This window comes from Xanthomonas sp. NCPPB 1128, from assembly GCF_001043115.1.
Lineage (GTDB): Bacteria > Pseudomonadota > Gammaproteobacteria > Xanthomonadales > Xanthomonadaceae > Xanthomonas_A.
Genome location: NZ_LFME01000029.1, coordinates 45,139 through 59,251 on the forward strand (window position 1 = coordinate 45,139; position 14,113 = coordinate 59,251).

At 68.8% G+C, this 14,113-nt stretch carries 11 protein-coding genes; 4 read left to right on the forward strand and 7 right to left on the reverse strand.

The genetic code is table 11. The features are described from left to right. Positions 1-92 precede the first annotated feature (92 nt). Positions 93-854 carry a Sel1 repeat protein gene (locus ACP93_RS16330; RefSeq protein ID WP_048491720.1) on the forward strand — a complete coding sequence of 254 codons (762 nt, stop codon included), beginning with the start codon at positions 93-95 and terminating at the stop codon, positions 852-854. A 482-nt stretch (positions 855-1,336) separates the two neighbouring features. Here ACP93_RS16330 and ACP93_RS16335 read toward each other — a convergent pair whose 3' ends face one another. Together ACP93_RS16335 and mutM are read right to left on the reverse strand one after the other, a co-directional pair. Continuing rightward, positions 1,337-2,941, reverse strand: a complete 1,605-nt coding sequence (locus ACP93_RS16335; RefSeq protein WP_048491721.1) for an OpgD/OpgG family glucan biosynthesis protein — start codon at positions 2,939-2,941, stop codon at positions 1,337-1,339. 400 nt (positions 2,942-3,341) lie between these two features. Further along, positions 3,342-4,154 carry a bifunctional DNA-formamidopyrimidine glycosylase/DNA-(apurinic or apyrimidinic site) lyase gene (gene mutM, locus ACP93_RS16340; protein ID WP_048491722.1) on the reverse strand — a complete coding sequence of 271 codons (813 nt, stop codon included), beginning with the start codon at positions 4,152-4,154 and terminating at the stop codon, positions 3,342-3,344. A gap of 447 nt (positions 4,155-4,601) precedes the next feature. On the opposite strand from mutM, the gene ACP93_RS20860 reads away from it, so the two are divergent. After that, a complete protein-coding gene (locus ACP93_RS20860) occupies positions 4,602-5,339 on the forward strand; it encodes a hypothetical protein (protein ID WP_204243711.1) in 738 nt (245 codons plus the stop codon). Between the two features lie 275 nt (positions 5,340-5,614). Here ACP93_RS20860 and ACP93_RS16350 read toward each other — a convergent pair whose 3' ends face one another. Both ACP93_RS16350 and ACP93_RS16355 read right to left on the reverse strand, forming a co-directional pair. Beyond that, positions 5,615-5,959, reverse strand: coding sequence for an EF-hand domain-containing protein (locus ACP93_RS16350; RefSeq protein ID WP_048491746.1), 345 nt, complete (start codon positions 5,957-5,959; stop codon positions 5,615-5,617). Between the two features lie 59 nt (positions 5,960-6,018). Continuing rightward, entirely contained in the window at positions 6,019-7,215 is a 1,197-nt protein-coding gene (locus tag ACP93_RS16355; protein WP_048491723.1) for a DesA family fatty acid desaturase, read from the reverse strand. A 135-nt stretch (positions 7,216-7,350) separates the two neighbouring features. Here ACP93_RS16355 and ACP93_RS16360 point away from each other — a divergent pair, with 135 nt between their 5' ends. Beyond that, positions 7,351-8,193: an ABC transporter ATP-binding protein gene (locus tag ACP93_RS16360; protein ID WP_048491724.1), complete on the forward strand. Its 843-nt coding sequence runs from the start codon at positions 7,351-7,353 to the stop codon at positions 8,191-8,193. Between the two features lie 220 nt (positions 8,194-8,413). On the opposite strand, the gene ACP93_RS16365 is transcribed toward ACP93_RS16360, so the two are convergent. Next, complete coding sequence (locus ACP93_RS16365) at positions 8,414-8,866, reverse strand: winged helix-turn-helix transcriptional regulator (protein WP_048491725.1); 453 nt, start codon at positions 8,864-8,866, stop codon at positions 8,414-8,416. A 133-nt stretch (positions 8,867-8,999) separates the two neighbouring features. On the opposite strand from ACP93_RS16365, the gene ACP93_RS16370 reads away from it, so the two are divergent. Then, a complete protein-coding gene (locus ACP93_RS16370) occupies positions 9,000-9,905 on the forward strand; it encodes an NmrA family NAD(P)-binding protein (RefSeq protein WP_048491726.1) in 906 nt (301 codons plus the stop codon). Between the two features lie 27 nt (positions 9,906-9,932). On the opposite strand, the gene mnmE is transcribed toward ACP93_RS16370, so the two are convergent. Then, on the reverse strand, positions 9,933-11,276 hold the full coding sequence (mnmE, locus tag ACP93_RS16375; RefSeq protein WP_048491727.1) for a tRNA uridine-5-carboxymethylaminomethyl(34) synthesis GTPase MnmE: 1,344 nt from the start codon (positions 11,274-11,276) through the stop codon (positions 9,933-9,935). Between the two features lie 31 nt (positions 11,277-11,307). After that, positions 11,308-14,049 carry a polysaccharide deacetylase family protein gene (locus ACP93_RS16380; protein WP_053069783.1) on the reverse strand — a complete coding sequence of 914 codons (2,742 nt, stop codon included), beginning with the start codon at positions 14,047-14,049 and terminating at the stop codon, positions 11,308-11,310. Positions 14,050-14,113: the final 64 nt, after the last annotated feature.

Below are 14,113 nucleotides of genomic sequence, written 5' to 3' on the forward strand. Positions count from 1 at the left end.
GCGCCGGCGTCCGCGCCTATGCCATCAGTCTATGGAGGCCGCTTCGGCGGCAGGCCTAGAATCGCGCCGATCGCACTCATGGGATGAGGAACATGTTTACGTTGAAAGGATTTTTCGCCGGTAGCGGCACTGCATTGGCCTGTGCCCTGCTGCTCGCCCTGCCCGGCCCCGCCGCTGCGGCCCCGGGCGACCACACCTTCCAGGACATTCCGGCGCAGGTGCTCACCGACGGCTTCCTCGACGCGCACCTGGACCTGTTCTATCGCCGCGCCGGCATCCGCGCCGACAAGAAGGGCGAGTACGCCGAGGCCAGGAAGCAGTACCAGCTGGCCGCACGCTATGCCGACAAGCCGTCGCAGGCGCGGTTGGGCGAGATGTACTGGGAAGGCCAGGGCGGCGCCGCCGACCATACGATGGGCTTCCTGTGGATGGCGCTGGCCGCCGAGCGCGGCTACGACCAGTTCGGCGCGCGCAAAATGGAGTACTGGAACCAGCTGACCCCGGACGAGCGCAAGCGCGCGGCCAAGCTCGACAAGTCGATGCTCGCCGACTACGGCGATCAGGTCGCCAAGCCGCGCCAGGAAGCGGTGCTGCGGCGCGAAGCAATGCGCAGCACCGGCGGCCTGCTCGGCCACTCCGGTGCAGCCGGTCCGCTGTCGATCAACGGCCCACGCGGCGGCAGCATCGATCCGGAAGTGTTCTACGCCAAGCAGTTCTGGGAACCGAGCGCGTACTGGAAGCTGCAGGACCAGGTGTGGGACGGCCGCACGCCGGGCCGGGTCGACATCGGCGATGTCGAGGACATCAGCACGCAAGCCACGCCCCCGCCGCCGCAGGAACCGGCCAAGCACTGAGCGCGCGTGTCGCGCGAGGCAAAGCGTGCCGGGGACTGAAGTCCCTCCCACACTGTCTCCAGCTTGGTCAGCTGCCTGCTGTTGAGTCCCTCTCCCGGGTTGGGATGAGGGGACGACGCGCAGCGACACGCGAAATGAGCGCCAGCGCCGTGCAGACAGAGACGGGCCGCATCGCGGCCCGTTCTCGTTGAGAGTGAAACTTCTGCCGCGGATGCGCAGCGCGGCCGGCTTCATCACGCAGCAATGCGTCGGGACTGAAGTCCCTCCTACAAGCGACGTTCGTGTGTCGTCCTGCTTGCTGGCACGGCTGCGCGTTTTCTCGCGACCGATGCTCGCGACCGAGTGCAACCTCCCTTGTGGGAGGGACTTCCGTCCCGACGAGCGAAGCGCGACGACATCGCCTCACCGCGCCTGTGCACGCACGTCCGGATGAGCGCGCCACGCGCCGATGCCAAGCATCGGCACCACGTGCGCATGCGTCCTCAGTACAGCTTGCGTTCGGTCGCCGGCGGCGGCGTCCACTGGTACAGCCAGGTCTCGGTGAGCGGGCGCTCGCCGCTGCGCAGGTACAGGCGGATGTCGATCTGCTCGGTGCCGTCGTCTGGCGGCACCACGTCGAACATGGCGCGGTAGCCGGAAATCTCGTGCAACGGGCGCGCCGAGACGATCTCGGTACGGCCGCGGTTGAGCTGCAGCACCACCTCGACCTTCGCGTCCTTCTCCTTGCCCAGCTTGGCCAGTTCGCCGCCGGCAAAATCCACTGCGAAGCGCCACGAGAAATAATGCCGCTTCTGCCCGACCACGCCGCCCAGGCCGGTACGGGTGGCCACGCAATGCGCCAGCGGCGAGGACGCCGGCGGCTGTGCGCCCCAGTACAGGCGGTAGCCGAACAGCAGCTCCTGGCCGGGCTGCGGCTTGTCCTGCGGATTCCAGAACGCGACGATGTTGTCGAAGGTCTCGTCGACGGTGGGGATCTCCACCAGTTGCACCGAGCCCTTGCCCCAGCCCTGCTTCGGCTCCACCCACAGGCACGGGCGCTTCTCGTAGAACACGCCGTCGTCCTGGTAATGATCGAAGTTGCGGTCGCGCTGCAGCAGGCCGAAGCCGCGCGGGTTCTCGTCGACGAACATGTTGAAGCGCAGGTGCGGCGGATTGCACAGCGGCCGCCAGATCCACTCGCCGCCGCCGGTCCACATCGCCAGGCCGTCGGTGTCGTGGATCTCCGGGCGCCAGTCCCAATCCATGCGGCGGTCGTTCTCGCCGACCTGGTACATGCTGGTACACGGCCCCAGGCCCAGGCGCTCGATGGCCTTGCGCGGATACAGCGCGCTGTCGATGTCCATCAGCAGCACATCGCCGTTGGTGATCGCGAAGCGGTAGGCGCCGGCCACGCTGGGCGAATCCAGCAGCGCGTACACCACCACCGTGTCCGAGCCGGCCTTGGGCTGCTCCAGCCAGTAGGCGATGAAGTCCGGGAATTCTTCCGGCCCGCCGGTGCCGGTATCGATCGCCAGCCCGCGCGCCGACTGGCCGTACTGGCCCTCCTTGCCGACCGCACGGAAATAGCTGGCGCCGAGGAACGCGGCGAAGTCGCGCTCGGTGTCCTGCTTGGTGTTGAGGCGGAAGCCGGCGAAGCCCAGCTCCTTCGGCAACGACTTGCCCTTCAGCCCGCTGCTGCCGTAATCGAACGCCGCGCTGTCGTAGGCCAGTTCCTGCGCCTGTCCGTCGACCAGGTCGAACATGTGCACCGGCGTCTTGAAGTACAGCCCCAGGTGGAAGAACTTGGCCTGGAACTTCGGGCCCTGCTCGGCCGCCCACAGCGCGTGGTCCTGGCGGTAGCGGATCGATTGGTACTGGTCCCAGGTCAAGCCCTCCACCGGCGCCGGCAGCACCCGCTTGTGGCTCTGGTACGGCGCATCGGCCATGGCCCGCGCGTGGCCCTTGAGCCAGGCGTAGTCGAACGGCTGCGGCTTGCCCAGGCGGCGCAGGCCCACCGCGGGGGCCGCCTGGCCGAGCATCGGCATCGCCGGCAAGCCCATGGCGGCGAAGGCGGCGGCGGCGTTCTTGAGGAAATCGCGTCGGTGCATGGCCGGAATCGAAACGGAAAAGGACGCCCATCATAGACAAGCGGCGCCGAAGGTGGCGGTGAGGGTGTCGTGGGAGTGCGTCCCTGGCGCAAAGGTGCAGGAGATGGCGGGCGAGCAGGGGCGCCAAGGTTGTGTGACCCGACCACATCCGCGTCGGCCATGCGCGAGCAGGCAAGACCTCTTCAGGAGCCGCTAACGACGCGATAAGGCCCACTGAAAAGTCCACAGACAGGAGCGCTTGAATCGGCGCGGCACCGGTAGGGCCCATCGCGGCGAAGTCGCTCTTGCAGTGGCGACGGCCTGTCTCGCCGAGCCGCTGCAGGAACGCGGTATTGGCGTTGTCGCGGCGGGCGCCGCGCCGCCTGCGTCAGGTGCACGCAGCGCCGATCGCGTGCGTCGCTCAGCGCTGGCAGTGACTACACCAGACGCTGGCGCGCTGGCCGATGCTGGCATGGCGCAGCGTGCGCCCGCAGCGCTTGCAGGCCTCGCCCTCGCGGCCGTAGACCGACAGCTCCTGCTCGAAGTAGCCCGGCGCCCCGTCCGGGCTGATGAAATCGCGCAGGGTCGTGCCGCCGCGCTGGATCGCATAGCCCAGGATCGCCTTGGCCGCCTCGGCCAAGCGTGCGTAGCGGGCACGCGAGACTTCGCCGGCCTCGCGTAGTGGACTGATGCCGGCCTGGAACAGGCTCTCGGCGGCGTAGATGTTGCCCACCCCGACCACGATGCGCTGGTCCATCAGGAAGGTCTTCACCGGCGCGGTGCGGCCGCGGCTGAGCCGGAACAGATGATCGCCGTCGAACGCCTCCGACAGCGGCTCCGGCCCCAACTCGGCAAGCAGCGGATGGGTCTCGCCCGGTGCCTGCCACAGCAGGCAACCGAACCGGCGCGGATCGTTGAAGCGCAGCACCCGGCCGTCTTCGAGGCTGATGTCGACGTGATCGTGCGCCCGCGGCAGCGTATCGCCGGGCAGCACCCGCAGGCTGCCGGACATGCCCAGATGCAGCAGCGCACTGCCGACCGCGGTATCCAGCAACAGGTACTTCGCGCGCCGACGAATGCCCTCGATGCGCTGCCCCGGCAACCGCTCCGCCACCTCCGGCGGAATCGGCCAGCGCAGATCCGGCCGACGCAGGATCACCCCATGGATGCGCCGCCCCGACAGATGCGGCTCCAGGCCACGCCGGGTGGTTTCGACTTCGGGGAGTTCGGGCATGATGGGACGGTCGCGGCGAGTCGATAGCGGGATTCGGAAACTGTAACACCAGGGGGATGTCGCTCTTGTTTGTGAGCAGGTCCGCACTGGCCGTAGTGCAGGTAGCCGGCAGCTCCATCGGAGACCCCGCGTGCCTGGCAAGGAAACGCAATTTTTCAAGGAGATGGGTCCAATGCCCCAGATGACGTATCGCCTGTTGTCGGCGCTGCTGTTTTTCGCTGCAGCGACGGTTTCTGCGCTCGCCTGTGCTGAAGAGATGGAGGAACGCACCGCAATTTTCGAAGGTGCAAAATCCGCCATGAAGAGTGGCGACATCGCGGCGCTCGAACGGCAAGCGGCGGTCTATCGAACGAAGCAGGCCAGGACCTCCAGTGGCGTCTGGAAATTGAGCCTGTTGCATAGCGGCGTCAATCGCTATTTCCTCACTGGGTCATACAGCGAGGCGGCGTGGGCGGAAAAGGAGAGCGTCACCAAGCGTTGGATCGCGGCATATCCGAGTCTCCCAGCGCACGACTCGCCTATGCGGCATGGCTTTCCAGTCGCGCCTGGAGCCATCGCGGCAATGGCTATGCCAATACGGTCCGTCCACAGGACTGGGCGCCGTTCAAAGCCGGCATCGAAGCGACCCGGCAGTATCTTGAAGACAACAAGCAGATCGCATCGTTGGATCCTGAGTGGTACATCGAGATGGAAGGCGTCGCCAAGGTGCAGCAGTGGGACGATGACAGGTTCCAGGCGCTGATCGACGAGGCGATGGCGCGATACCCTGCTTATTACGAGATCTACTTCCAGGCGATCGAGTTCTATTCGCCCAAATGGGGAGGCAATGCCGCCGCCATCGAACGCTTCGCCACGATGGCGATGGAGCGGACGCGGGCACGTGAGGGCAAGGGACTGTATGCACGCATCTATTGGTACGCCTCGCGATCGATCTACGACGAACGCTTGTTCACCGAATCGCTGGCGCGCTGGTCGACCATGCGTGCGGGCATCGATGACGTGTTGAAGACCTATTCGGACGAATGGAATTTGCAGAACTTTGCCCGCTTCGCCTGCCTGGCGCGCGATCGGGAGAAAGCCTTGGAACTGATCGGACGCGTGCGCGGACCCACCTATACCGAGGTCTGGAATGGGGAAGAGAATTTCCAGCGCTGCAAGGCCTGGGCGCTGGAAGGCGTCACGTGAGTGCGCGAATGCGTTGGACACTCCATCGCGAGGCGACGTCGTGCTTGTGCGGATAAGAGCCATCACCATGCTCCCGTCCAGACACCGGAAGCTTGCGGCGATGTACTGCCTGCTCGCCTGGGTGATGGTCTGCCTTCAGACGCATGCGACCGCCATTGCCTTTCTTTCGGTCGCGCTGCTGCACCTGGTTTCTGCACGCAGACGCGCCTCCGCGCCGGCCACCGCAGCGCCAGCCCCGGAACCGACGAGCACAACGCCCGCCGGATCGGTGTCCCTCACTGCGGCGGCGCCGCCAGTTCCCGGGCGCTGAGGTAGCCGTCGCCGTTGGTGTCCTGCTTGCGGAAGCGGGCGGTCAGGGTGGCGATGTGCTGTGCGCGGGTGATCGGCGGGCCGCGGCCGCCGGGCAGTTCGGCAGGGCTGAGCACGCCGTCGTGGTCGCGGTCGCGCGCGTCGAAGGCGTAGCTCATCCAGGCCAGGTATTCGTCCAGGCTGACGCGGCCATCGCCGTCGCGGTCCATGCGCTGCAGGTAGCTGGCGGTGCTGTCGACTGCCTGCGCTTGGGCGCTGACAATGCCGCAGACGAAGAGAACGCAGGTGATGCCCTGCGTCAGCCCGACCAGTAACGACGAACGCCGCGCAGGGCGGCGTTCGTGCGATTGGGTGCGCAGTCCGCCGCGGCTCATGCCAGGGCGTAGCCCTTCAGGCGTGCCGCGTAGGCCTGCAGCGCGGCGATGCCACTGGCTTCGGCATCGTGGCACCAGGCCTGCAGGTGCTTGAGGCGTTCGCTGGCGTCATGGGTGCGCGCTTCGAGCAGGGCCGCCAGGCGGGCGCGGTGCTCGACCAGCGTGCGCATGCGCGGGCGCTGCGCCACCCAGTGCTGCAGCTGTTCGCGCGCGTCGGGCTTGAGCCAGCGGCCATCGTCGACCAGGCCCTTGCGCAGGCGCCGCGGCAGCAGCTTGCGCAGCTTGGCGCCGGCCTGCGCGGCTTCTTCCTTCAGCGCGGGCTTGAACACGTTGCGCTGGTAGTCGGTCATCGCCTGGAAGCGATGCGACAGCAGTGCGCGCAAGGTGTCGGCGTCGGGCACGGCGATGTTCGGGCGCACGTCCAGGGTCGGCGCCACGCGCAGGATCTTGGCCAGGCGCAGGGCGGCCAGCGCACGGATCGCGATCCAGCCGATGTCCAGTTCCCAGCGGCGCAGCGAGAAGCGCGCCGAACTCGGGAAGGCATGGTGGTTGTTGTGCAACTCTTCGCCGCCGATCCACAGCGCCCACGGCGTCAGATTGGTCGAGGTATCGGCGGACTCGAAGTTGCGGTAGCCCCACCAGTGGCCCAGGCCGTTGATCACGCCGGCCGCCCAGAACGGAATCCACGCCATCTGCAGCGCCCACAGCGCGACGCCGGGCAGGCCGAACAGCGCGAAGTTGACCACGAACAGCGCCACCGGGCCCAGGTTCGCGTACGGCGTGTAGAGGTGCCGCTCGATCCAGTCGTCCGGCGCGCCCTTGCCGTATTGCTCGATGTCGCCGCGCTGGGTGCGCGCTTCGCGGTACAGCTCCACGCCGCGCCAGAACACGCGGCTGATGCCCTTGGTCTGCGGGCTGTGCGGGTCTTCCTCGGTCTCCACCTTGGCGTGGTGCTTGCGATGGATCGCCACCCACTCCTTGGTGATCATCGAGGTGGTGAACCAGGTCCAGAAGCGGAAGAAGTGCGACAGCAGCGGATGGAAATCGACGCCGCGGTGCGCCTGGCTGCGGTGCAGGTACAGCGTCACCGCGAAGATGGTGAGCTGGGTGAACAGCAGCAGCACGGCCAGCATGCCCCACCAGCCGACGCCGAGCAGGCCGTTGCCGAGGAAGTCGAGGATCGCGTCGAACATTGCCAGAAGCTCCAGAGCGTAGGACGGCGTGAGGGGATGACGACATGATGGGGGTTGCGCAGGCAAACTTCACCCGGCGTTCGCGTATGGTATTCAGCCGCCAAGCGCTTCCGATCACAGAACGGTTTCGGTTCCATGTCAGCCGCCTCTCCCCAAGCAACCCCCGTGCCAGCGGCCGCGCCGTTGATCGAACTCGACCGCGCCAGCGTGGTCCGCGGCCAGGTCCGCGTGCTGCATGCGCTGAGCCTGCGCATCGCGCTCGGCCAGCACACTGCCATCCTCGGCCCGAACGGCTGCGGCAAATCCTCGTTCATCAAGCTCATCACCCGCGAGCTGTATCCGCTGGCGCGCGCCGGCGAGGAACCGGCGGTACGGGTGCTCGGCCAGAGCCGTTGGCAGGTGGACCGGTTGCGCAGCCAGTTGGGCATCGTCACCGGCGACCTCAGCGTGAACCTCGCCGACATGCCCGGGCTGGACGTGGAAAGCGCGGTGCTGTCCGGGTTCTTCGCCAGCTATGTCGTGCCGCCGCACCGCGAGGTGACCGACACGATGCGCGACCGCGCGCGCGAGGCCCTACAGGCCGCGCATGCGCTGCCGCTGTTGCGACGCGCCTACGCCGAACTGTCGGCCGGCGAGACCCGCCGCGTGCTGATCGCGCGCGCCCTGGTCAACCGGCCGCAGGCGTTGCTGCTGGACGAACCCAGCACCGGCCTGGACCTCGTCGCGCGCGAGCACCTGCTGGCGACGATGCGCGACCTCGCCCGCCAAGGCATCACCCTGGTGCTGGTCACTCACCACATCGAGGAAATCGTGCCGGAAATCGCGCGGGTGATCCTGCTGCGCGAGGGCCAGGTATACGCCGACGGCACGCGCGAGGACCTGCTGGCCGATGCGCCGCTGTCGGCGGTATTCGGCGGACCGGTGCGGGTGCAGCGCGACGGCGACAGCTATAGCGCGCGGGTCGTTGCGGAGGGTTGATCCGTAGTTGCGGGGTTGCGAAATGTCGCGGGTGATGCGGAACGTTCTGTAGGAGCGGCTTCAGCCGCGACAGGCGTTACCGGGAATGCCTGTCGCGGCTGAAGCCGCTCCTACAGATGTACAGATGGCCTTTCGTCGTTGTCAGAATCGCCTTGAAGCCGCTTCCACACTCGGAACGTCCACCGTCATCGGGAGGCCCGGTCACCGTGCCCCGAGGTGCTCAGGCAGACGCGGCGCTCGCCCCCCGCGCCGGTGCGTCGGCTTCGAACGCAGCACGCGCATTGCGGATCTGCGCGTGGTGATCGGCAGCCCAGCGCACCAGCGGCGCCAGCACCACGCTCAGCGATTGGCCCAGCGCGGTCAGCCGATACTCCACACCTGGCGGCACGGTCGGCAGCACGTCGCGGGCGACCAGCCCCTCGCGCTGCAGGTCGCGCAGGGTCTGAGTCAGCATGCGCTGTGAGATGTCCGGTACCGCGCGGCGCAGTTGGCCGAAACGGTGCGGACGCTCGGCCAGCAGCATCACGAACAGGGTGCTCCACTTGTCGCCGATCTGCGCCAGCACGTCGCGCACCGGGCACTGATCGATGGCCATGCCGGCGCGCTGGTAGTCCTGCAGCTGCTGGCTCAGCAGCGTGCCGCAAGCGGCGGACGACGGGGCGACGCGATCCATGGTGGTTACCTCAAGGTAATCAGGGGCGGAAAAAGTGCCGTCTTTACAGCCCGGCCAAGGTCTCTAGGATAGACCAGGTTCCTTTTCCAGACCATGGCGTCTTGCGACGCCTCCCTCTCTCAGGAGACCTGTCATGTCCGCATCTTCCGATTCCCTGCTCGTCACCGGCGCCGGCGGCCAGTTCGGCCAGCGCGTGCTCGCGCACCTGCTCGACACCTTGCAGGTGGCACCGTCGCGGGTGGTGGCGATGACCCGCCAGCCCGAACGCCTGGCCGCCTGGGCCGAACGCGGCGTGGACGTACGCCACGGCGATTTCGACGACGCCACGTCGCTCGACACCGCCTTCCGTGGCGCCGGCCGCGTGCTGCTGATCAGCACCGACGCGCTGGACCGCCCCGGCCACCGCCTGCAGCAGCACCAGGCCGCGATCGCCGCGGCCGAGCGTGCCGGCGTCGGCCACCTGGTCTACACCTCCTGCCCGGAACCGCACGACTCGCCGCTGCTGCTGGCCACGGATCACGCCGGCACCGAGGACAGCCTGGCCGCCAGCGCCCTGCCCGCCTGGACCGTGCTGCGCAACCACTGGTACTTCGAAAACCTGTTCATGAGCCTGCCGTCGGTGCTGGCCTCGGGCCACTGGTACAGCGCGGCCGGCGACGGCGGCATCGCCCATATCGCGCGCGACGACCTGGCCCGCGCCGCCGCGGTCGCCTTGGCCGGCGGCGACGGCAAGCGCACGCTCACCCTCAGCGGCGCGCGCGCCTACACCACCGCCGAGATCGCCGCGCTGGTCGCACAGGTGCTGGACGTGCAGATCCAGGTGGTGCCGGTGCCGGTCGAAGGCCTGGTGCAGGGCATGGTCGGCGCCGGGCTGCCCGAACCGGTCGCGCGCATCTATGCCTCGTTCGACACCAACACCGCGGCTGGCCGCGTCGCCACCGTCACCGGCGACTACCAGGCGCTGACCGGGCAGGCGCCGCTGCCGTTCGAGCAGTGGCTGCAGGACCAGCGTGCGCAGCTGGCGGCGCTGAAGCCGTAGGCAGCCGCGGCGGCGCGGGAGTGCGCGCTACTTGCCGATGCAGAAACTGGAGAAGATCCGCCCAAGCAGGTCGTCGGCGCTGAGCGTGCCGACGATCTCGCCGAGCGCGGCGTGGGCCAGGCGCAGTTCCTCGGCGGCCAGTTCCAGGCGTTCGTGCTGCAGTTCGGCCGCTGCCGCGTCGGCGTGGCTGGCGGCGCGCTGCAGCGCGTCGACGTGACGCGCGCGCGCGGAGAACTCGCCGTCGCTGCCCTCGCCGGCCGCAGCGCCGGCGATCGCGCGCAACTGCGCGTGCAACTGCTCCAGCCCGCTGCCGGTGGCGGCGGAGACGTAGACGCACTCGGCGCTGGCCGCGGGCACGGCGGCGAGCAGATCGCTCTTGTTGTGGATCCACAGCCGCTGCGGCACCTCGGCGATGGCGTCGGCGATCGCCGCACGGCCGGCCTCGGCCTCGCGCGCGTCGAGCACGATCAGCGCCAGGTCGGCGCGCTGCAGTTCCTGGCGCGCGCGGCGCATGCCCTCGCGCTCGATCGCGTCACCGCCCTCGCGCAGGCCAGCGGTGTCGACCAGGGTCAGTTCCACGCCGTCCAGGCGCACGGTCTCGTGCAAGGTGTCGCGGGTGGTGCCGGCGATGTCGGTGACGATGGCGCGGTCGCTGCCGGCCAGCGCGTTGAGCAGCGAACTCTTTCCGGCGTTCGGCGGGCCGACCAGCACCGCGTGCAGGCCATCGCGCAGGCGCCGACCGCGTTCGGCGTCGGCGCGTAGCTGCGCCAGGTCGGCACGCGCCTGCTCCAGGCCGGCGCGGACCTGCGCACCGCCCAGCGTGTCCAGCGCCTCGTCGGCGAAATCGATCGCCGCTTCGATGTGGATGCGCAGGCGGATCAGTTGTTCGGCCAGGTCGTCGACGCGACGCGAGAACACCCCGTCCAGCGAGCGCCGTGCCGCGCGTGCCGCACGCAGGTCGCCGGCGGCGATCAGGTCGGCGATCGCCTCGGCCTGGGCCAGGTCGAGCTTGCGGTTGAGGAAGGCGCGCTCGCTGAACTCGCCCGGCCGCGCCGGGCGCGCGCCGAGTTCGCAGCAGCGCGCCACCAGGTGCCGCAGCAACACCGGGCTGCCGTGCGCCTGCAGTTCCAGCACGTCTTCGCCGGTGAAACTGCGCGGCGCCGGAAACCACAGCGCGATGCCGTCGTCCACGATCGCGCCCTGCGCGTCGCGAAAGCGCGCGTAGCGGGCGCTGCGCGGCACCAAGGTGCCCAGGCCCAGTCCGTCGGCGATGGTCGCCGCCGCCGGGCCCGACACGCGGACCACGCCGACACCACCTGCGCCGGGGGCGGTGGCGATGGCGGCAATGGTGTCGGTGGCGGAAGACGGCATGGCGAAGGCAGCGGGTCGGTGGCGTGGTGGATTACAGCGTCTGCAACTGGCCGCGGACGTAGGCGGCCGACGCCCCGTTGGGTTGCAGTTCGAGGTAGGTCTGGAAGGCGCGCTTGGCCTTGGCGGCATCGCCCAGCTGGCGGTAGGCGTCGCCCAGGTTGACGTAGGCCACCGCACGCGAGGGATCGATCTTCAGCGTGTTCTCCAGCCAGCGCACGGCCTGCGCGAACTTGCCCTGGCGATAGTAGATGAAGCCCAGGTTGTTGGCCGCCAGCGCGAAGTCCGGGCGCAGCTTCAACGCCTCGGTGAACTGCGCCTCGGCCTCGTCGTAGCGCTTCTCCTTGTACAGCTGCAGGCCGCGATCGTTGGCGCGCTGCGCACGCTGCCGGTCGGACACCGGGCCGGCCGCGGCCGGCACCGCCAACGGCCGTTCGCCGCCCTGCAGGTCCTTGACCACCACCGCCGGCTTGGACGCAGCGGCCGGCGCGGCGGCGCTGCTGGCGCCGGCAGTCGGCGTGGCGGTGGACGCCGGCGCGGCCGCATCGACGCGATCGTTCATCGCGATCGCCGCCGAGGACAGCTGTTGCGTGCTGGCGGTGAGGAATTCCTCGCCCTCCGGCACCTGCAGCACGAACTCGCCGCCCTGCGAACCGGGCAGGCTGCCGAACGCGGGCGTCTGCTGCGAAATGCTCGACACCGCCGGCGCCACGTAAGCGGCCAGCTCGGTGCCGGTGATCAGGCCGTCGCCGTTGAGGTCGGCCTTGCCTGAGAGCGCCTGCAGCAGCACCCAGGTGAACACCGAATGGCCATTGGGGCCGCTGTCGGCAACCTGCTGGTCAGCGCCACCGGCGGTGAGCATCTGCCGGGCGATGCGCCGCGCGTTCTCGCGCAGGTAGGCGCTGGTACCGCCGCCGCGGGTCAGGCCCAGGCCGCTGTAGCACGCGTCCATCACGAACAGTACGTGCTTGGCTTCCAGGCTTTCGGCGATGTCCTGGATCTCGGTCATCGGAATCGCGTCGGTGGCGAACTGCGCCGGGTCAGAGTCGGCCGGGATGATGTAGCCCAGGTCGCGCCCGGAGGCGAGCTTGCGGGTCGCGCCGTGGCCGGCGAAGAACACGAACACGCGGTCGTTCTTGCCCACGCCGCCGTGCGCCAGGCGGTCGTGGAAGGCGGCCAGGATGTTGTTGCGGGTGGCCTCCTGGTTCTTCAGCACGATCACCTGCGAGGACGGGAAGCCGAAGCTGCCGGTCAGCGTCTGCGCGATGGCCTGCGCATCGTTGGCCGCGTACTGCAGCTTGGGCCAGTGCGCGTAGTCGTCGATGCCGATCACGATCGCCCACGACTTGTCGTAGCCGCTGGTCACCGCCGGCGCGGCGGCGTTGCTGGCCGCGCGCGCGACGCTGAAGTCGCGCCCGTTCCAGGCGGCGAACTGGTAGCCGTCGGCGCTGAGCCGGTCGAGGATCTGCGGCAGCGCCTTGACCGTGCGTTCGTGGATGTCGTGGAACAGGAGGATGCCACGCTGCTCGCGGCCGACCTGCTCGAGCACGCGCTGCACGATCGACTCCGGCACCGGGTCGGCCCAGTCCAGCGAATCCACGTTCCACATCACCGACTTCAGGCCTGCCTCGCCGAGGATCTGCATGCCCTCGGCGTTGCGCGCGCCGTAGGGAAAGCGGAACAGCGGCGCACGCTTGGCGTCCACCGCGCGCAGCATGCGGTCGGTGTCGAGGATCTGGCTGCGCAGCGCGGCGCCGGTCTCCTTGGACAGTTGCGCATGGGTCAGGCTGTGATTGCCGACGGTGTAGCCCTGCTCCATCAGGCTGCGGCTGACGCTGGCCAGCGGGGACAGCTCGACCTTGCCGTCCGGCTCGAGCTTGCCCAGGTTGCGGCCGACTTCGAAGAACGTGGCCGGCACGTCGTAGCGCTTGAGGATGGCGACGATCTCGTCGGTGTATTCGCGGTGCGGGCCGTCGTCGAAGCTCAGCACCACGGTCTTGGTCGGCAGGTCGCGGCCGAATACCTCGCGATCGCTGTCCTGCATCGACATCGGGTACGGGGTGATCACGCCGTAGTCGCGCAGGATCGCCTCGCGCGTGTACAGCGTGCCCAGGTGGGCGACGTAGTCCTCCCACTTCTCGCGCTTCTGCACGATCGCGCGGGTGCGATCGAAGCGGCTGAAGATCGCGGTGATCTCGCGGTTGTAGGTGCGTTCGATCTCGTCGAGCGCTTCCAGGTCCTCGCCGATACGCTGGTGCAGCTTGATCGCCGGCAGCGAGGAATCCTTGCCGATGCGCAGCTGCCAGTCGGCGAGGACCTCGCGGAACGCCAGGCGGTCGGCGTCGTACAGGTCCGGCGCCGATTCGACGTAGTCCAGCAGGCTGCCGACCGCAGCGAAACGCTGCGGGTCCGGCAGCGCCAGCAGCGCGTCGAACTGCCTGGCCAGCGTCTCGCGGCGCTCCAGGCCTTCGTGGAACAACTGCTGGCCGACGCTACTGGAGGTCTGCCGGTCGGCCGGCGACTGCTTGGCCTCGTCGGCCAGCAATACGATGATCTTGCGCTGCGCCGCCAGTTGCGCCTGCAGGCCCTGCAGCAGTGCGGTCGCCTGGGTTTGCAACGCCGGCGAGCCGGGAATGGCGATCGCCGGCGTGGACCCCGCGGGCTTGGGTGTCGCGGTCTCGCTGCTGGCAGGCTGGCGCTGGCAGGCGGCCAGGGCCAACGCGAGCAGGCCGATCACGGCCACGGACGGCGACAACGGACGACGGCGCTTGCGCATGACCACGGACTCGCGAGCAAGGCGATGCGGAAAACGCACACGCCGGCGCCTTCCCCGGCCGCAT

Bases quoted from the DNA above. Each gene is read 5' to 3' on its own strand.
- ACP93_RS16330 (WP_048491720.1), top strand. From the start codon at position 93: ATGTTTACGTTGAAAGGATTTTTCGCCGGTAGCGGCACTGCATTGGCC.
- ACP93_RS16335 (WP_048491721.1), bottom strand. From the start codon at position 2,941: ATGCACCGACGCGATTTCCTCAAGAACGCCGCCGCCGCCTTCGCCGCC.
- mutM (WP_048491722.1), bottom strand. From the start codon at position 4,154: ATGCCCGAACTCCCCGAAGTCGAAACCACCCGGCGTGGCCTGGAGCCG.
- ACP93_RS16355 (WP_048491723.1), bottom strand. From the start codon at position 7,215: ATGTTCGACGCGATCCTCGACTTCCTCGGCAACGGCCTGCTCGGCGTC.
- ACP93_RS16360 (WP_048491724.1), top strand. From the start codon at position 7,351: ATGTCAGCCGCCTCTCCCCAAGCAACCCCCGTGCCAGCGGCCGCGCCG.
- ACP93_RS16365 (WP_048491725.1), bottom strand. From the start codon at position 8,866: ATGGATCGCGTCGCCCCGTCGTCCGCCGCTTGCGGCACGCTGCTGAGC.
- ACP93_RS16370 (WP_048491726.1), top strand. From the start codon at position 9,000: ATGTCCGCATCTTCCGATTCCCTGCTCGTCACCGGCGCCGGCGGCCAG.
- mnmE (WP_048491727.1), bottom strand. From the start codon at position 11,276: ATGCCGTCTTCCGCCACCGACACCATTGCCGCCATCGCCACCGCCCCC.
- ACP93_RS16380 (WP_053069783.1), bottom strand. From the start codon at position 14,049: ATGCGCAAGCGCCGTCGTCCGTTGTCGCCGTCCGTGGCCGTGATCGGC.